The organism is Luminiphilus sp. nBUS_07, assembly GCF_051201685.1.
Taxonomy (GTDB): Bacteria; Pseudomonadota; Gammaproteobacteria; order Pseudomonadales; family Halieaceae; genus Luminiphilus.
Genome location: NZ_CP179213.1, coordinates 2883899 through 2900734 on the forward strand (window position 1 = coordinate 2883899; position 16836 = coordinate 2900734).

19 protein-coding genes are annotated in these 16836 nt (G+C 51.7%); 10 read left to right on the forward strand and 9 right to left on the reverse strand.

Annotation, left to right across the window (positions count from 1 at the left end):
* Positions 1-170: 170 nt before the first annotated feature.
* Together ACMAZB_RS12815 and ACMAZB_RS12820 are read right to left on the reverse strand one after the other, a co-directional pair.
* Positions 171-734, reverse strand: coding sequence for an acyl-CoA thioesterase (locus ACMAZB_RS12815; RefSeq protein WP_435212402.1), 564 nt, complete (start codon positions 732-734; stop codon positions 171-173).
* Positions 735-852: 118 nt separating this feature from the next.
* Complete coding sequence (locus ACMAZB_RS12820) at positions 853-1116, reverse strand: TIGR03643 family protein (RefSeq protein WP_435212404.1); 264 nt, start codon at positions 1114-1116, stop codon at positions 853-855.
* Positions 1117-1427: 311 nt separating this feature from the next.
* On the opposite strand from ACMAZB_RS12820, the gene ACMAZB_RS12825 reads away from it, so the two are divergent.
* Positions 1428-2555, forward strand: a complete 1128-nt coding sequence (locus tag ACMAZB_RS12825; RefSeq protein ID WP_435212406.1) for a pectin acetylesterase-family hydrolase — start codon at positions 1428-1430, stop codon at positions 2553-2555.
* A 224-nt stretch (positions 2556-2779) separates the two neighbouring features.
* Here ACMAZB_RS12825 and ACMAZB_RS12830 read toward each other — a convergent pair whose 3' ends face one another.
* From ACMAZB_RS12830 to ACMAZB_RS12840, 3 genes are all read right to left on the reverse strand, one after another.
* Positions 2780-3493 carry a YebC/PmpR family DNA-binding transcriptional regulator gene (locus ACMAZB_RS12830; RefSeq protein WP_435212408.1) on the reverse strand — a complete coding sequence of 238 codons (714 nt, stop codon included), beginning with the start codon at positions 3491-3493 and terminating at the stop codon, positions 2780-2782.
* A 78-nt stretch (positions 3494-3571) separates the two neighbouring features.
* Positions 3572-4450: a DMT family transporter gene (locus ACMAZB_RS12835; RefSeq protein WP_435217701.1), complete on the reverse strand. Its 879-nt coding sequence runs from the start codon at positions 4448-4450 to the stop codon at positions 3572-3574.
* A 1-nt stretch (position 4451) separates the two neighbouring features.
* Complete coding sequence (locus tag ACMAZB_RS12840) at positions 4452-5282, reverse strand: SDR family NAD(P)-dependent oxidoreductase (RefSeq protein WP_435217703.1); 831 nt, start codon at positions 5280-5282, stop codon at positions 4452-4454.
* A 158-nt stretch (positions 5283-5440) separates the two neighbouring features.
* Between ACMAZB_RS12840 and ACMAZB_RS12845 the strand changes: the two genes are divergently transcribed.
* Both ACMAZB_RS12845 and ACMAZB_RS12850 read left to right on the forward strand, forming a co-directional pair.
* On the forward strand, positions 5441-6355 hold the full coding sequence (locus tag ACMAZB_RS12845) for an alpha/beta fold hydrolase (protein WP_435217705.1): 915 nt from the start codon (positions 5441-5443) through the stop codon (positions 6353-6355).
* 33 nt (positions 6356-6388) lie between these two features.
* Positions 6389-7309 carry a homocysteine S-methyltransferase family protein gene (locus tag ACMAZB_RS12850; protein ID WP_435217707.1) on the forward strand — a complete coding sequence of 307 codons (921 nt, stop codon included), beginning with the start codon at positions 6389-6391 and terminating at the stop codon, positions 7307-7309.
* Positions 7310-7322: 13 nt separating this feature from the next.
* On the opposite strand, the gene ACMAZB_RS12855 is transcribed toward ACMAZB_RS12850, so the two are convergent.
* Entirely contained in the window at positions 7323-7646 is a 324-nt protein-coding gene (locus ACMAZB_RS12855; protein ID WP_435212416.1) for a high-potential iron-sulfur protein, read from the reverse strand.
* Positions 7647-8256: 610 nt separating this feature from the next.
* Between ACMAZB_RS12855 and ACMAZB_RS12860 the strand changes: the two genes are divergently transcribed.
* The 4 genes from ACMAZB_RS12860 to ACMAZB_RS12875 all read left to right on the forward strand — a co-directional run bounded on the left by ACMAZB_RS12860 (position 8257) and on the right by ACMAZB_RS12875 (position 11089).
* Positions 8257-8955: a hypothetical protein gene (locus tag ACMAZB_RS12860; protein ID WP_435217709.1), complete on the forward strand. Its 699-nt coding sequence runs from the start codon at positions 8257-8259 to the stop codon at positions 8953-8955.
* Positions 8952-9545: a FlgO family outer membrane protein gene (locus ACMAZB_RS12865; protein ID WP_435217710.1), complete on the forward strand. Its 594-nt coding sequence runs from the start codon at positions 8952-8954 to the stop codon at positions 9543-9545. The genes ACMAZB_RS12860 and ACMAZB_RS12865 overlap by 4 nt, the downstream gene beginning before the upstream one ends.
* 111 nt (positions 9546-9656) lie before the next feature.
* A complete protein-coding gene (locus tag ACMAZB_RS12870) occupies positions 9657-9896 on the forward strand; it encodes a hypothetical protein (protein WP_435212420.1) in 240 nt (79 codons plus the stop codon).
* Positions 9897-10321: 425 nt separating this feature from the next.
* Positions 10322-11089, forward strand: coding sequence for a glucose 1-dehydrogenase (locus ACMAZB_RS12875; RefSeq protein WP_435217712.1), 768 nt, complete (start codon positions 10322-10324; stop codon positions 11087-11089).
* Positions 11090-11230: 141 nt separating this feature from the next.
* On the opposite strand, the gene ACMAZB_RS12880 is transcribed toward ACMAZB_RS12875, so the two are convergent.
* Together ACMAZB_RS12880 and ACMAZB_RS12885 are read right to left on the reverse strand one after the other, a co-directional pair.
* On the reverse strand, positions 11231-12286 hold the full coding sequence (locus tag ACMAZB_RS12880) for an alpha/beta hydrolase fold domain-containing protein (protein WP_435217713.1): 1056 nt from the start codon (positions 12284-12286) through the stop codon (positions 11231-11233).
* A 46-nt stretch (positions 12287-12332) separates the two neighbouring features.
* Positions 12333-13937 carry a flavin-containing monooxygenase gene (locus ACMAZB_RS12885; protein ID WP_435217715.1) on the reverse strand — a complete coding sequence of 535 codons (1605 nt, stop codon included), beginning with the start codon at positions 13935-13937 and terminating at the stop codon, positions 12333-12335.
* Positions 13938-14155: 218 nt separating this feature from the next.
* On the opposite strand from ACMAZB_RS12885, the gene ACMAZB_RS12890 reads away from it, so the two are divergent.
* The 3 genes from ACMAZB_RS12890 (at position 14156) to ACMAZB_RS12900 (ending at position 16227) form a co-directional block, all read left to right on the forward strand.
* Positions 14156-14524: an MAPEG family protein gene (locus tag ACMAZB_RS12890; RefSeq protein ID WP_435212427.1), complete on the forward strand. Its 369-nt coding sequence runs from the start codon at positions 14156-14158 to the stop codon at positions 14522-14524.
* A 191-nt stretch (positions 14525-14715) separates the two neighbouring features.
* Positions 14716-15768 (forward strand): cysteine synthase A, encoded by a 1053-nt coding sequence (cysK, locus tag ACMAZB_RS12895; protein ID WP_435217716.1) that lies wholly within the window; start codon positions 14716-14718, stop codon positions 15766-15768.
* 15 nt (positions 15769-15783) lie between these two features.
* On the forward strand, positions 15784-16227 hold the full coding sequence (locus tag ACMAZB_RS12900) for a TerB family tellurite resistance protein (RefSeq protein ID WP_435217718.1): 444 nt from the start codon (positions 15784-15786) through the stop codon (positions 16225-16227).
* A gap of 206 nt (positions 16228-16433) precedes the next feature.
* On the opposite strand, the gene ACMAZB_RS12905 is transcribed toward ACMAZB_RS12900, so the two are convergent.
* Positions 16434-16820 (reverse strand): hypothetical protein, encoded by a 387-nt coding sequence (locus ACMAZB_RS12905; protein WP_435217720.1) that lies wholly within the window; start codon positions 16818-16820, stop codon positions 16434-16436.
* Positions 16821-16836: the final 16 nt, after the last annotated feature.

Genomic DNA, 16836 nt, shown 5'->3' on the forward strand with positions numbered 1-16836 from the left:
GGCTGGAGGGGCACAGGCCTATGTAGTAATCAGAAGATCCTTGCAGACCGTTAGCTCACGACCCGCTCAGTCTGCATGTCAGCTCAACCAGTGAATGGCGAGAGAACGGAACAATCTAGCCTAAATGTTTTGGGTTTAGCGCCATTACCCCCACACCAAAGTGCTAGCAGCTATTCAGATTTTTCTAGCTGCACAACACAGCGTTGCTCGCCTAAAAACTGCTCGACGTCATCATCGTATTCAAAGTTTTTACGATAATCTGCCATGTAGCCGCGCGCGTGATCGCGTAGCCGTTTGCGCTGCAGAGCCGCACAGTAACGCCTTACATCCTCTACGGTTTCCAGAATGAGCGGGGGTACAGTCACGGTTTCACCCTTCGCGTTTTTGGCGACCATGGTGAAATAACAGGTATTGGTGTGTCGTCGAGCACCCGTCTGTATATTTTCCGCCACGACTTTAATACCCACCACTAGGGACTTAGTTCCCACATAATTCACTGAGCCCATCAGAGATACCACCTCTCCAACCTCCACTGGCTCGAGGAACTCAACCGCATCGACACTCACCGTGACGCAATAATTACCGGCATGCTTACTAGCACAGACGTAAGCGACCTTATCCATTGTGGACATGAGCGTGCCACCGTGGACCTTGCCACCAAAATTTGCATATGAGGGAACCATCAGCTCGATAATTGTGCGTTGCGAATAAGAAACAGGGTGGCCTTCTGGCATGGGCGTCTCCATAGGCATCGAAAGAGGATATGGGTGGGGGGCTTGGCGTGCCTGTAATGCTGTAAATACGCTAGGGCGACAGGCTTGGACCGCCAAGCTCGGCTTAAAACAACGGCCCCTAGCGGGTCCGCTGACTGGGACAACGGTGGCGCCCAACGTCGAAACCCCGCAGTGCCCGATGCTTCGTCTTTCTGCCAGTAACGCGCTTACGCCACATCGTAAAAGACCGTTTTTTCATCTCACTACGCATAAGGTCAATAACCTCAGACTCGTCGAGACCGTACTCGGTTTCGATGACTTCAAAGGGCGTTCTATCCTCCCAAGCCATCTCAATCACGCGGCCAATATCATCATTCGAAAGTCGATCCCGAAAATTACTCAATGTAGTGCTCAACGCCTAGGCTGCCTGTTTCCCCTGTTGTACGGGGCTTGGCCGCTAAAAGTTCTCATTTCTCAGGGTTTTTGAATTGTAGGGCTGTATACCCCATTAAAGTTACCGAAAATTCCCGGTGTAAAAGCAACAATTTCCCTCTCGCCTAATTCTTCAAAGCAGCAATTTGCGCAAATCTAATAAGGCGTTATCTACAAACGACACCAGCGGCAAATGGGTGATCATAGTTCGCCAAAAATGTGTGCCCGAAAGCCGCATTTGGCTAAAATACTCTGTCACAATTTTCGACAAGGTCTTTCCCAATGGCGTCAGTTTTTTTTCAAATATCAATGGCAATTTTGTTGGTCTTTCTCACTGCGTGCTCAGACTCCAATGACCCCGCACCCACACCACCGCCGACTCCGGAACCTCTTCCCGAGCCTGAGCCCGAACCCACGCCTTTTCAAGTGCTTTACGATCAGGGCGTCGACCAATATTTGGGCCTGTACACACCAATGACCTCGGAAGTCGAGGGCGACATCGTTCAGCACACATTTGGTGCTGGTGATGGTCCACTTTGCCTTGTTGGTGGTGAATATACGATGGCAACCCGAGAAGGATCTGCCGACGAGTTAATGATCTTTTTAGAAGGCGGCGGTGCCTGTAACAGTTTACTTTGCCAGGCGACTCCCAGCGCCAGTCCTGGCATGCCTACCTTTGGCATTCTCAACCCTGCGTCCTCAACCAATCCTGCGGCTGATTTTAATGTTGCGTATCTACCCTATTGCGATGGCTCGGTATTTTCAGGGGATGTCGATATTGACGACGATGATGATGGCACCGTCGATCGCTATCATCGAGGGCTGAAAAATTTGTCTGCGTCGATAGACGTTATAGCCTCCAACTTCCCTGCACCAACGCGAATTTTGTTAACCGGTAACAGCGCCGGTGGTTTCGGAACTGACTACATGTTGCCGCTGGTTCGAAAGCTTTATCCAGACACGCCGATCGATCTTGTCAACGACTCGGGCGTAGGCATTTCAAGGCCGGGGTACGTCGACTTCGTTAGCCAAGAGTGGAACGCAACCCGATTTATTCCTGAAGACTGTGATACTTGCATCAGTCCTGAAGGACACACAACGGGGTATCATATTTTTCAGCTGGATGAAGATCCCAATCTTCGAATGGGGTTCCTGAGTACCAAGCAAGATTCTGTTATTGCAGATGTCTTCGTGGGTATTGGTGGCGAGGCCTTTGAAGCCGCACTCCTTCAGGAAATGGCCGTCCTCGAAGAGGCACACCCAGAGCGCTTTCACAGTCTTATCGCTGACGGTAACAGCCATACATTTATTCAGGCTCAGTTTGAGCGAGAGGTCGCGGGCGTTCCCGTCTATCAGTGGATTGCAGATATGTTGAGTGGCTCTGCTGATTGGCAAAGCATCTCCGATTAGACCGATTTAAAATCGCTAACGCTCCAGTAGCATCTGGCAGCGGTGTTGTCAGTCGCATCAGCGCACAGCGTCGAACAAAACGGCGCTGAGCCCAGTCTTATAATGACGCCGACTCGCGGTATTACAAGGCCCTAGCAGATGCCATACCGTTGGTCGGCACCGCCCCCCCAGAAACCCATCGGGCAGACAATACCGGCTGATGGCTCAGCGTTCATGCGCACCCTTCAAAGCTTTGCGTCGTGAAAGATGTTTTGCACATCCTCGCAGGCATTTAATAAGCCCAAAAGCTTTTCAAATTGCTCGAGCTCATCGCCACTGATTGGGGTTTCCCCTTTAGGGACGAATTGGATTTCGTCCACTTCAAAATCAACACCGGGGAAAGTTTCTGTCAAGGTATTGCGCGTCTTAGCGTATTCGGTATGCGGTGACAGCACCGTCAGCATTCCGTCATCATTTTCGACATCAGTGACATCCACATCTGCCAGCAGCAATGCCTCAAGCACCTCGTCCTCATCTCCAGAGAAGACAAACACCGCAGCATGATCAAACATATGCGCGACAGTGCCGGGGGTTCCCATTTTACCTTTACCTTTAGTAAAAGCTGGCCTGACATCACCAATCGTTCGATTAGCATTGTCAGTCAGGCATTCCACCAGCAGCATAGTGCCGCCGGGGCCAAATCCTTCATAACGGGCTACGTGATAATCCTCACCCACACCCGACTCAGCCTTAGCGATCGCTTTATCAATAACGTGAGAAGGCACCTGATCTTTTTTAGCGCGATCAATCAGTGAACGCAGCGACAGGTTAGCCGCCGGATCCGTTCCACCAGCTTTTGCGCTGACATAAATTTCGCGACTGTAGCGCGAGTAGACAGCTGTCTTTACAGCGGCAGTTTTTGCCATAGACAGCTTGCGATTTTGGTAAGCGCGACCCATTCAGGACTCCAAAAAAATATTACAGAGATTAGTTTACCGCGAAAATCAGGTCATCGAGCACTCGATAGCGCTTTAAAATTAGGTTGAGGAACGCGACATTAACCAGACTGCAGCACCCACAGCAATGCCACCCAGCAGTTGCAGGGGTGCGAAAGTAGCATTCAACACAGGTACAGAAATCAATGCCGTGAAGAGTGGAATCAGGAACAGATAGCCGCTTGTAACCGCAGCACCACCCAACCGTAGCGCAGTAAACCAAAATCCAAACGATAAAATCGACGCAGGAATCACAAGCCAAACAAACAGAAGTATGTCACTGATCAGCACAAAATTTATGCCCGGTAAATCCAATGCCAAAGCGATGATTAGCACCTCAGCACCGCCAACAAGCATCTGCCATGCATTAAGACTCCAACCCGTTATGGTCAACCCCGATGTCTTGGTGAATACCGTCGCAGAAGCCCAACAAGCTGCACCGACTAACGCCAGCGCAAACCACTGAAGTTCGCCGATACCCGCCTGATTCACGCCTGAGCCAATGATTAACGCAACGCCCAACATACCAATTGCCAACGCGATCAATTGCTGAAGGGGTGGTAGTGCCCGGTTCATAACAGCCAAAATACCGGTTACCCAAATAGGCATCGTTAGGGTTAAAAGTGAGATTGTCGCCGCGCTCAGGTGCTCCATTGCGATAAAGCCAGTACCAAAGAGCACCCCTGTCTGAAGGGTCCCAACGATTAGCACACCAACGACATCAGATATGTTTTTGGGCGTCTCAAGCTGGCCACGCAAAAACAACCAAAAAACGGCCAAGAGACCCGCCAACGTGAAACGGCTAGCCACTAGAACAAGTGGGTGTACGCCATCATTAATAAACAGCTTTGAGACCACAAAAGCCGACGCCATCAATAAGGTGGAGGCCAGCAGCAACCAATAATAGCGCTGGGGTGCCACGCTATTTTGACTCGTTTCTTTGCCCAAGACGCTCTATAAAAAAATGATAGCTGGTAGGAAAAACTTTCGTTAGCCAGTGCATTATACGGGCATCCCATCCCACGAATATTCTGGGCGTGCTGACCGCCGTCCGTCTCAGTATTATCTCTGCCGCCTTCTCTGGGGTTGTTTTAGCAGCCTGTCGAAACTGGGCATCCCGCTCTTCGGCATTACTTAGCGCCCACTCGCCGTCGGCGCGAGCACGTTTTGCAATATTGGTAGCCACTCCACCAGGGTGCACGCAACTCACTTTAATGGAGCTGTTGCGGTACTCTGCTTGAAGCGCCTCGGTAAAGCCCCTGACGGCAAATTTCGCCGAGTTGTAGGCGCTCTGACCCGCCACACCAATCATGCCGAATATGGATGACACGTTGACCAAATGCCCCACCGGCGCAGCCTGCAGTAAAGGCAAAAAAGCTCGAGTTGACCACACAACGCCCCAAAAATTGATCGCCATTAACCACTGAAAACTCTCCTCGCTGGCGTCGGCAAAAGGCGCAGCATAGGCAACCCCTGCGTTATTAAAAACGGCGTCGATACTAGTGGTTTCGGCAGCCACTGCTCGCCCCCAAGCCACGATGGCATCTTGATTGCCACAATCAACGACCTCAGTATGCACAGCCGTCTTTACTACATTGAGGCCTTCGAGCGTCGCTTCTAGCCGACCCGAGTCGACATCACACAACCATAACTCGCATCCCATCGCATTTAATTGCTGGGCTAGGGCTCTACCGATGCCATCACCCGCCCCTGTGATTACTGCTTTTTTTCCCGAAAAATAACCCGCCGCCATGCTGCTCATCCAAATACGATTTTGCAGGTACACTAGGCTATGGCAGGATCCGGCACAAGCTTTGTACGTCGGGGCAATCCCTGTACTCACAGTCAGGTTTGATTGCTGCAACACCCGCACACTTCAACTTTGCATGCGAGACAGGAGCGCTAAAAACATTGATTTCTGCTGACGAAACTTTTGACGGCACCTGGCCGTTCGCGCCCCACTTTTCGACCACGGCGGGCTTTAGGCAACATTACATTGACGAAGGCCCGGAAGACGGTGAGGTGCTTGTATTGCTTCACGGGGAGCCAACTTGGGGCTACCTGTATCGAAATATGATTCCCGCTCTGGCCAGCAAGTATCGGGTCATCGTTCCCGATCACATGGGTTTTGGAAAATCTGCAACACCCCAAGATAGAGAATACACATTACGCTCCCACGTCGAAAACTTGGAATGCCTTATTGATGCGCTGGGTCATAAGGCCATCACTTTCGTGGGCCAAGACTGGGGCGGCCCAATGATCGGTGCATATACCGCACGTAATCCTGAAAAGGTCCAAAGAATTTTTCTAATGAATACCGTTCTTGGATACGGTGGCGGTAAAGCAAGCGGCGGCAAAACACCCTGGTTTCAATGGATCGAGAAACATGCCAGCAACGGAACTCTGGAGGGTATATTGGGTGAAATGGGCAGTACAGTACTGTCGGTGATGAAGATCATTGGCTTTCAGAACTCTGCGGGGGTTACTGACACCTGGATCCATGCTTATTCGGCGCCGTTCCCAGACAGAGAAAGCTGTATTGGGGCCATTAATTTTCCACTAGACATCCATGAAGGACGCTTTCTGTCCTTTGTTCGGGAAACTCTCGAACAAGGCGACATTGCAGCTCTGCGCAGCAAACCTGCAATGCTGGTGTCAGGCGATAAAGACTTCGGTATTGCCAAGGACCATGCGGTAAGCGACTTCAAAGGGCTTTTCCCCCAAGCACCTATCGTAAATGTCGAGGGCGTTGGCCATTTTTGTCAGGAAGATATCCCAGATACACTGGTCGCCCTAATCGATGGGTTCGTACAATCTAATCCCTGAACATTACTTTATCCGACAAAAGAGACTCACCACATGACAGCTGCTATCACGCTCCTAGATGGAGGCATGGGACAAGAACTGATTCGCCGCAGTAGCGCGGCAAAACCACACCCTTTGTGGTCGCTGCAGGTCATGATGGACGAGCCCGAGCTTGTTGCAAACGTGCATCGCGATTTTTGCCTAGCAGGAGCTCGAGTAATCTGCCTCAACACTTACTCTGTTACGCGCCACCGACTACAAATGGGCACCGCACTTCCCGATCTACCTGAGTTGCTGAAACACGCCGGGGACCTAGCCCGGGCCGGCATTCATGCTTCCGGGCGCAGCGGCATCGATGTCGTTGCCTCACTACCCCCACTGACTGCGTCTTATTTAAAGCAGAGTCCACTCAGCCCGGTGCAAATGAAAGACGAATACAAAGAGCTGATGGAATTACAGCGCAATCACGTTGACGGATTTTTAGCAGAAACCCTGAGCTCAGTCGCTGAGGGGCAAGCGGTATTGTCGGCAGCACAGGAAGCAGGCACCGGCGTTCATCTTGCGTTCACTGTTCAAGATGAAGATGGCACGCTACTGCGCTCTGGAGAATCGTTGGAGGATGCGCTGCGCGCTTGCACACCGCTGAACCCCCTATCGATCATTCTAAACTGCTCCGTCCCCGAAGCCATCGATCAGGGACTACCGCTTTTGGCCACAGTTACAGACACCTTCGGTGCCTACGCCAATGGCTTTCACTCCATCACTGCCCTAAAGCCCGGTGGAACCGTGGATGTGCTGACAGCGCGAGAAGAACTAACGCCTTCGGTATACGCCGATATGGCGCTGCAATGGATGGAGCTAGGAGCCTCTATACTGGGAGGTTGCTGTGAGGTAGGTCCCGCGCACATCAAGGCCCTAGCAGACGGGATTGTCGGAAAGCGCCGGCAGCTATCTGGACTCCCGGCGCAACCCTAGCAAAGCACTGCGTCTACTTTTGAAGCCAACTATTGCACCAGCCGTTGGCATGTACCCGTTTACCTGCAAAAATCGGGCACGCACCGTACTCGCCGTCGATCGCCTGGTAAATCGCACAGCTGGTACATTGCTGTGCTGCGCCTCCGGGCCCCGCTTTCTTCGCCCACTTAGCCGTGTCAACGGTCGTATGGTCGGCAACGTACCCTAAGGCCGTCGCAGTCGGATCGTCTGCTGCCACAACTGGGCCCTGCGCGTGCGCAAATCTAGCAATGAGTAGCGCCGAGGAAGCGGCTGCAGCGCCTTTAATAAAGGTTCTTCGGGAAGTGTTGTGTGTCATAGCTGACTCCTGATTATTTTGTTTACCCTCACTTTACGCAGGGACATTGCAGACAGCCTCATGCCGTCTAGCTTCTGTCCCATTGCACTCCGCGAGGCCACCAGCCTTTCATGGGCCATTCCAATGCCTCCGCCGCGCCAACGACCCTAACATTCCAGCCCAGCGCAGCCCACAATATAAACAAAAAGAATGTTTATTTATTTTTACATGCATAATATTGAATATTAACAATTGTTAATGATGGTCCAAGCTGAAAAACGCCTCGTAAAGGCTCACAATACTTCAAGTAAATGAACCTTTGGAAAAATTATTATGAGTAACTCAGCTTCGGATTTATTAACAGTAGCCATCGGCGCCGCAGTAATAGCCCTGCCATTATTGATATCAACAATTTAATAACTATTGCAACATATAGCGTCGATAACCCTATCGTCGCACAGGGCTTAAAACACCCAAAGGTCAGGCTGCTGCAATATCGTCCATTACCGGGCAAGGCATTGAATTTCTTGTGCCATTATTTTATTGCCAGCTAGGCTCAAGTTTTCTGCGAAACGGTCGCTACTTCTATTGAACTGGATGTTAATCGTTGTACCGAAATGTGGAGCAGGACATGCCTTGCATATTTAATGGGGTCCCGAGCAGAGTGTTGGTGTTGGTCGGGTTGTTGGCAGTTGGTGGATGCCAGCACTTCGCCCAGGGCAATCGAACAGCCGATTACCCTATTAGCAAGCAATTCCCACAAATTTACCAGCAGCAGCTGCAGGCCAGTGCGCATTGGCAACTGATCGCTCACAACGAAGCCCAGTTATTGGTAACGCGGTTTGAGGACGCACCCTCGCTGCAACTTACCCCGGTACAAAGCAATGGCAATAGCGCATTCCACCGCGCCTACCATGACTTCCTAGCCGAAGGCCTACTTAATGAAGGTGCGCTTTTATATGAAGCGGGGGAAGATGCAAAAGTAGAATTCAACATCGAGGTCCTCGATTTCTCAACGCGTAGCCAACTGAACCTCCCCCCAGGCTTTATCTCCAGTACCGTTTTATCGGCATACATTATCGGGCATGCCGTTGAAGCGTGGTCGAACCCTGCGGCCTTGCTTATACCTGCGGCTATTGGAGCCGATTTTTACCAGTACATGAATGCTGACTCGGCAACACCAAATACAGAGATCATACTCACGACGCGTGTTCGACAGGATGCACGCCTGGTTTACAGCCATTCTTCCATCTACTACTTGCGCACTGCCGACACCGGACTGTACGAGGGCGGCGGAGCCATAAAGGTCCGGGGGCCTGTCGTTTTATGACTACCAAGAGGCGCAATATCGTTTTCTCCGCCGCCCGGGCTTTGGTTCTTGCCCTTGTAATCGGAAAACTTGCAGCCTGCAGCAACTACTACGGCGGCAATGCGGCGAGTCGAGCCATTTACTCAACACAGCAGGAATCGGTCGATCTTCGTGCCGAGGTTGAAACGGCATGTGCGCAACTCATTCGCGCAGCGAAGCACACCAATAAACGCAACGATACTCTGCTGATTGTCAGTTTCGCAGACTTGAGTGCGCTCGATCAGTCCTCGAGGCTAGGGCGACTTATGGGGCAAGACTGCAGTACAGAGTTCGTTAGCCACGGCTATCAGGTCACAGAACCCCTGTTCGCAGACGCGCTTTACATAGATCCGTCTCATGGTGAACTGATGCTCTCACGCAACCTTGAGGTTCTTGTGCAAGATCACCAAGCTACCGCCGTAGTGGTCGGCACCTACACCCTAGGCAGAGACACAGTTTATGCCAACGCGCGGATGATTCGATCTAGAGATGCTTTAGTACTGTCCGCCGTTTCGTTTGAAATTCCACTGACGCGTGAAGTGAGTCAACTGATTGCTCAGGGACCTCGCTGACTCGTCATAAAAATTCACTGCTGTTGCCCGCTATCTGACACTACCGCGAGCTTTAACCAAACGCCAATTGGGCACCCAAGGTTGCGCATACGCTGCTGGGGAATCACCTTGATGCTCCCATCCGCGACAGTGATTCATTTCATGCTGCAGCACATCCGAATCGACTGGCGTCAGTACATGTACCTCGCAGGTCACGCGCTGCCAGCGAGCCCTTCTAATGGCACAGGCGTTACTGCGGTTATCGCCGCAAACAGACGTTATTGCCCGCTGCGAAGCATACTGCGTTATCCGTATATTGGCTTTGAGAAGGTCCGGACACAACTCATTGCCCGCTGCCACACAAATCTCTGAGCTCGGCTTGTGTGACAAACCAATCAACAAAAGAACCAGCGACAAGCCACTGAAAAAGATGACCCAATTAGGGCTTACCCAGCTCGGCGGCGGCTCATTAGATTTCGGCATACCCCGACCTACCCTGATGAGGTCTTATGGGCTCGCACTGAGTCAAGCCACGGCGCGCGTAACACAGCCTTTCCTTTACCCCACTGATTTAACCAACCACGGAAAGCTAGCAAGTTCATGTTTGTTCCCTGCAGTCTTTACATGACAAATACTCGACGACACTGTCCATCAAATAAACAGACACCAGACACCAGACACCAGACACCAGACACCAGAAAGTAACATCGCAACAAAAAATGACAAGGATTGATGACAACATCCCCGCCATGGGTCAGCATGATCACCAACTGTATTGTTTACATAGGACTGAGTTCATGCGCATCGACAATAAAACAGCGTTAATAACCGGCGGTGGTTCAGGTTTGGGAGAAGCCAGCAGCTTACGGCTGGCAGAGGAGGGCGCACGGGTTTTTGTGACTGACATTTCTCAAGAATCCGCAGAACGTGTCGCTCAAACCATTCGTGATTTTGGGGGCCAGGCTTCCGCACTGCACCATGATGTGACACAAGAATCAGACTGGTCACGGGTGCATGATGCGATAGCTGCGGAGTGTCAATCGCTGGACATACTCGTCAACAATGCCGGCGTTGCGTTCTCCGGCAATATCGAGGAGACCTCTCTTTCCGACTGGCGGGCTGTCAACAGCGTAAACAGCGATGGCGTATTTTTAGGCATGAAAAACTGCTTGCCAATGATGACCAAGCCCGGGGGCTCTATCATCAATATTTCATCCATTGAGGGCATCATTGGTGATCCAAATCTCATTGCCTATAACGCCAGCAAAGGGGCAGTTCGACTCATGACAAAATCCGCTGCGCTGCATTGCACTCAGGCAGGCTATGGCATTCGAGTAAACTCCGTTCACCCAGGCTTTATTGAAACCCCGATGGTGGCCGAGGGTATTGCCGCGATGGGCGACGCTGCTGAGGAATTCCATCAAAGGATTCTTGCCGCCATTCCTATGGGACATCTTGGACAAGCCATTGATATTGCCAATGCCGTACTCTTTTTGGCCTCTGATGAGTCACGATATATGACGGGCAGCGAAATGGTCATCGACGGTGGCTACACGGCGCACTGATCTCAGACGATAACGTCGGCCTAGCATCGCAAGGGTCGGTGTCAGCCGCCCCCGCGCTGCCGCAATGCGACCCGCCTGCTAAGCGGTCTCCAGGGTAAGCCTTATTGGAGAAGCTAGCTCAAGGGTTCGAACGACTCCCTGTTACCTGGCCAGACCGCATTCCTTGAGCCAGCCCGCCATATCCCGGGCCGTCATTCGGGAAATATCCGGCATAAACGCGCCAAAGATCTCGTTCGCATGAACGGTACCCATGGCTTGCCGGCACTGAGATAACACGCCCGCTCGTTGGAGCAATCGATAGAACGCAATACCCTCGTCCCGGAGAGGGTCACACTCGTTAACACTGATCATAGTCGGCGGAAAATCTGCGACGTCAGCTTCGGCAGCAAAGCCGGGCCACGCCATCGGGTCTTGCGCTTCCAAGGCCTCAATTCCGTATGCCATCGTAGGGTGATTATTGGCCACACTGATCAGCACACCTTCATTCTCAAGGGACGACGGACAGGCCTCTGAAGGCCAAGCTCCAAGAATATAAGGACATAGCGCATAGAGGCCCACAGGCTTTACCGACACATCTTCAGCAATCAGACGCATGGTAGTTGCAATGGCTAAATTGCCGCCCCCACTTTCACCGGCAATCATGATTTGATCACCATCAATACCCAGTGCGCCTTGCTGCTGGGTGACCCAGTGATACCCGGAAACACAGTCATTCAACCCAGCAGGATATGGCGCCACCTCTGCCACTGAAGAAGGGCGCAGGGAGTTGCGAAAATCAACCATAACAACACAGAGGTTCTGGTGCGCAATTGTCTTACCCCAAGCCCGATAGTTTGGATCCAAAGCCGACAAAATAGCCATGCCTCCACCATGAATATAGTAAACACAGGGCAGTATCTCATCGGTATCCGGGCGAATAATTTGCAGATTAATGGTGTTGCCATCTGGATGAGATACCAATGACTCAGTGGTTATTCTTAGACCCTTTGAAGGCATAACATCTTCATTGTCTAACATCCCTAACAACTCTGACATTGCCTCCTCAGCAGCAAGTGCCTCCGGGGTATTTGCAGCGGCTAACGCTTCCTCCCGCGTCGCCACATCTGCAGCTTGGGATAACATGGGTTCCTCGAACCCCGCTAACAGCCCGCGATTGCGCATATCGAGTCGGTCGTCTTTCATAGGATCGTAAGTCATACTTCTTTAACTCTAAAAGGGGCTATTGTTGAGCCCGCCGAAAAAATCATTCGATACTAAAACCCGGATAACCCTGCGCTTGAATTTCGTCACAAAGCTCACGGTAAACGTGTGCACCTCCAATATAGGAGAGCAAACGCCGCTGCTTGCCCTCGATATTGGCACCTGTGTACCAGGAATCAATGGTCATCATGAGCGTTTCATTGGCCACTTCGTCGTGATGTTGCACCCACTCCTCCTCGCGTTCAGCGGTGGGCTCCATGGTCGACTTGCCGGCGTTCACGACATTTAAAATGGCATCTGTTACCCAGTCTACTTGTTGTTGCGCACAGGTTTGAACGTTGCAAAAAGCCGCTATCGGTGAGAGTGGACCCCCAACAAGAAAAAGGTTCGGAAACCCATGCACTTGTAGCCCCAAGGTCGTGCGAATGTCATCGCGCCACAAGGCGGTCAGCGATTTTCCGTCACGACCTTCAACGCCCATGCGCGAAAGGGTACCAGTGCCCGCGTCGAAACCCGTCGCCATGATTAGGGCATCGAGGGGGTATTCTTCACCTCCTACCACAAGGCCCCGTTCCGAAAATCCGTCTATGGGTGTCGCCTTAATATCGACAAGATGCACATTTGATTGGTTAAAGGCTTCGTAATAGCCATTTTCTAAAGGCACACGCCTCAGCCCATAACCGTGATCACGCGGGATCAGTTTTTGCGCCAAATCAGGGTCATTAATTTGAACGCGAATTTTTTCACGAACGAATTCGGTAACTTCCTCATTCATTACCGGATCTACCAAGACTTCTGGAAAGGTCCCTACAAACATACGCAACGACCCGTCTGCCCAACACTCCTCGAGAACCTCACGACGCTGCTCTATAGTGAGTGTCGCAGCATGACCTTCCTCTGCAGGATCCCAAGGAAAACCCCCAAAAGTATTGTGGACGAGCTGACTTAAACGAGGGTAATCAGCGCGCCACTCTGCCATGATTTTTTCATCGACGGCATAATTTTTCATGCGAACTGCGTATTGTGGTGTGCGTTGAAAAGACGTTAATTCCGCCACTTCAGGTGCGAGGGTTTGAATCACTTGAATACCGGTCGCACCGTTGCCAATAACACCGACCCGTAAACCCTTAAGATCAACCGGTTCTTGTGGCCACTTTGCGGTGTGATAAACCTGCCCCTGAAACACCTCCTGATTGGGAAAGGACAGGACCTTCGGTGTTGACAGCAATCCGACGCAACTCACGAGATACTTTGCGGCATAGACAAGACCGGCTTCAGTCGTCACATGCCAACGACCCTCCTGCTCTTTCCAGTGCGCAGAGACCACCCGGGTATCCAGCTCGATACTGGAATAAAGATCAAATCGATTAGCGACATGCTGTAAATAGCGCTTTATTTCAGGCTGAGCGGGGAAGCGCTCAGACCACTCCCAATCATCCAGCAGTTCCTGCGAAAACCAGTATTGATAGATATTGGCGGGGGAATCAACACGGCACCCCGGATAGGCATTCCAATACCAAGTGCCACCGACGTCAGGAGCCGACTCCACCGCTGTGACGGTCAGTCCCGCTTCACGCAGTTTATAAAGTTGGTAGAGGCCTGATACGCCCGCACCCACAACAAGCGCATCCAAATATTTATAACTCACTAACCCCTCCCCGATGACTAATTAATGGCCTTACCGCTCACGATAATTTTTGCGCTCGCTGCATTACCAGTTTCATCAACTCACCGTCTCTACTGAGAGCCATGCATGAACAAAGTATTGCGCGCAGCTGACCCGACCCCCTAACTTCTCGCTGTCAGAATTACCGCTTACCTGCTAGTTTAAGCACCAAAGAAAACAAATAGCGAAGGATTTTTACGATGCTGAATACAGAAATTATTTTTGCGCTGGCACTACTAATTATCCATGTATGGCTAGTGCCGATGGTGTTCAGCCTTGCAGAGGCAAAATGGCTTCTCGGCGCGCGCGATGAAGCCGTAGAGCTGCCAGTGTTAGCCCAGCGCGCCAAGCGCGCCGCCGCCAACTACATGGAATCATTGCCCGCCTTTTTGGCTATTGCCCTACTCCTCAAAATAGAGGGCATTGATACTGGCAGCCTCGCCCTCTACTGGCTTTCCCTGCGGGGGGTTTATCTCGTGTTGTACGTTTTGGGGACACCGATAATCCGCTCTTTTGTTTGGGCGGGCTCAGTGGTCACTTTAGTACAAATGGCGCTTGCCCTTGTCTAGCGCCAGAAAATGAGAGCCCGATGCACTTGTCACACCCGAAACTCTGAGGTTCGCCGACAGGCAACTTCTTCTATGTTTCGAGGGGTCCTAAACCTCCCAAGAGCCCCTCTCGATCACATACGAATACAAGTGACTGGACGAGCTTCGGCTCTCGGGTGACACTATCCCTACATAGCCTCAGGAGAGCCACAGTGACCGATACCTTTCAAACACAAGGACGCGGACAACGCTACGACGACATCACGCGAACCGTCGGTGACACGCCCTGCGTAAAACTTAATCGCATCGCGCCAGATCACGTAGAGGTTTACGTAAAAGTTGAGTCTTTCAACCCACTGGGCTCCGTGAAAGACCGACTTGCACTTAACATTATCGAAGCTGCGGAACGCAGCGGCCAGCTCAAACCTGGCCAAACCGTTGTCGAAGCCACCTCGGGAAATACCGGGATTGGCTTGGCCATGGTGTGCGCGGCTCGGGGCTACCCGCTGGTAATTACCATGGCCGACAGTTTTTCAATAGAGCGCCGCCGACTTATGCGCTTTTTGGGTGCCAAAGTTGTACTGACACCCAAGGCGGAAAAGGGCATTGGTATGTATCGTAAGGCGCGCCAGCTTGCCGCCGATAATGGCTGGTTTTTTGCGGCCCAATTTGAATCTAATGCCAATGCAGATATTCATGAGGCGACAACAGGCCCTGAGATCGTGGCTGATTTTGCCGATTCTCGACTCGATTACTGGGTCTCAGGCTATGGAACTGGCGGAACTGTTTCAGGCGTCGCGCGGGTACTTCGCAAAGCTCGTCCCGAATGCAAAATTATACTTTCCGAGCCCCATACAGCGACCTTGATAGGATCGGGAGAAGCTCAGGATCGCAACGACGACGGTTCACCTAATGGCAGTCACCCCGCCTGGTCACCCCACCTAATTCAGGGCTGGACACCCGACTTTATTCCCCTAGTCCTACAGGAAAGTATTGATCACAACGGCTTTGACGAGGTTCGTCCGGTTGATGCCGAGGACGGAATGATTTGGGCCAAAAGGTTGGCTACTGAGGAGGGCATACTCACCGGGGTGTCAGGCGGCTCCACCCTCGCAACCGCTATGGAAGTTGCTGCCGATGCCGAAGCCGGTTCAGTCATTTTAGTTATGCTGCCCGATACTGGAGAGCGATACCTATCAACACCATTGTTTGAGGCTATTCCCGCGGAAATGACACCCGAGGAACAGGCTCTAGCCGATAGCTAATTCGGGGACTCAGACATGATTGGTAAGATAATAGAGCTATTTTCCGCAAGCCAAGCGGAACCCGAAGCCGCGACGAACGACGCTAGGCAGTTGGCTTCCGCGGCCCTCTTAATTGAGGTAGCAAAAGCTGACGCCGATTTTAGTGACGCAGAACGCGCCGCACTCCTAAAACTTTTGCGCAGTACGTTTGATCTCGATGATGAGGGCCTCACAGCTTTAGAAAGTTTGGCTGCCGAACGATCAAGTGATGCAGTATCCCTGCACGAATTTACCCGAGTCATCGTAGACGCCTGTGAACCTGAGGAAAGATGCCAGCTAGTTGGTCTCATGTGGCAGGTCGCCTTTAGCGATGACCATCTCGACAAGTATGAAGAGCATTTAATTCGAAAAGTGGCCGACCTGTTGTACGTATCCCACTCAGATTTAATGCGTATGAAGCACCAGGCCAAACCCATCTGAGAAACTTCAGACCAATAATATTTAGGCGCAGCACAGACTCAGTTGAATTTAGACGCCTCCACGCCTTGCCGACTTAGAACAAAAACCGCCGCGAGTGGGGTTGCTCAGTGAAGCGCGCTTTAAAGGGCGGTGAGCCAAGGCGTCACAAGTGAAGTGCCCGTATAAACAGCGGCTCGCCGCAGGAAAGAATCTGCCCGGCCAAAGTATCAATCGATATCTTCAAGCGGTACTCGGGTCACAATACGCACGATAACCGGCCGCCAGGGTAACAGTCGAAACGATCGAATAAAGAAGCTCTGGAAAATACCAACACCCAACCAAATCAAGAATGCCTCGTAGCGCCAGGCGGCGAGATAAACCTGCGCTTCGCCCAACAACCCCTGACGTTCAGGTAATCCATCTATACTTAGTTGAGCTTCGCAACGCTGTGAACCGCAGTTACTCACTTCGTCATAGGTATCAAGGAGCTGGTGAATCACACCGGAGACATCGAGCAAGGGAATGACAAAGGACAGAAGACACAGAAGAATAGCGGCGAAGCCCGACCAAGCGAGCACATCACTGATACGTTTCTTTAATGCATTGGGTGCCATCGCTCTATTAAACCTT

Bases quoted from the DNA above. Each gene is read 5' to 3' on its own strand.
- ACMAZB_RS12815 (WP_435212402.1), bottom strand. From the start codon at position 734: ATGCCAGAAGGCCACCCTGTTTCTTATTCGCAACGCACAATTATCGAG.
- ACMAZB_RS12825 (WP_435212406.1), top strand. From the start codon at position 1,428: ATGGCGTCAGTTTTTTTTCAAATATCAATGGCAATTTTGTTGGTCTTT.
- ACMAZB_RS12830 (WP_435212408.1), bottom strand. From the start codon at position 3,493: ATGGGTCGCGCTTACCAAAATCGCAAGCTGTCTATGGCAAAAACTGCC.
- ACMAZB_RS12840 (WP_435217703.1), bottom strand. From the start codon at position 5,282: ATGGCGGCGGGTTATTTTTCGGGAAAAAAAGCAGTAATCACAGGGGCG.
- ACMAZB_RS12850 (WP_435217707.1), top strand. From the start codon at position 6,389: ATGACAGCTGCTATCACGCTCCTAGATGGAGGCATGGGACAAGAACTG.
- ACMAZB_RS12855 (WP_435212416.1), bottom strand. From the start codon at position 7,646: ATGACACACAACACTTCCCGAAGAACCTTTATTAAAGGCGCTGCAGCC.
- ACMAZB_RS12860 (WP_435217709.1), top strand. From the start codon at position 8,257: ATGCCTTGCATATTTAATGGGGTCCCGAGCAGAGTGTTGGTGTTGGTC.
- ACMAZB_RS12865 (WP_435217710.1), top strand. From the start codon at position 8,952: ATGACTACCAAGAGGCGCAATATCGTTTTCTCCGCCGCCCGGGCTTTG.
- ACMAZB_RS12870 (WP_435212420.1), top strand. From the start codon at position 9,657: ATGCTCCCATCCGCGACAGTGATTCATTTCATGCTGCAGCACATCCGA.
- ACMAZB_RS12875 (WP_435217712.1), top strand. From the start codon at position 10,322: ATGCGCATCGACAATAAAACAGCGTTAATAACCGGCGGTGGTTCAGGT.
- ACMAZB_RS12880 (WP_435217713.1), bottom strand. From the start codon at position 12,286: ATGACTTACGATCCTATGAAAGACGACCGACTCGATATGCGCAATCGC.
- ACMAZB_RS12890 (WP_435212427.1), top strand. From the start codon at position 14,156: ATGCTGAATACAGAAATTATTTTTGCGCTGGCACTACTAATTATCCAT.
- ACMAZB_RS12900 (WP_435217718.1), top strand. From the start codon at position 15,784: ATGATTGGTAAGATAATAGAGCTATTTTCCGCAAGCCAAGCGGAACCC.
- ACMAZB_RS12905 (WP_435217720.1), bottom strand. From the start codon at position 16,820: ATGGCACCCAATGCATTAAAGAAACGTATCAGTGATGTGCTCGCTTGG.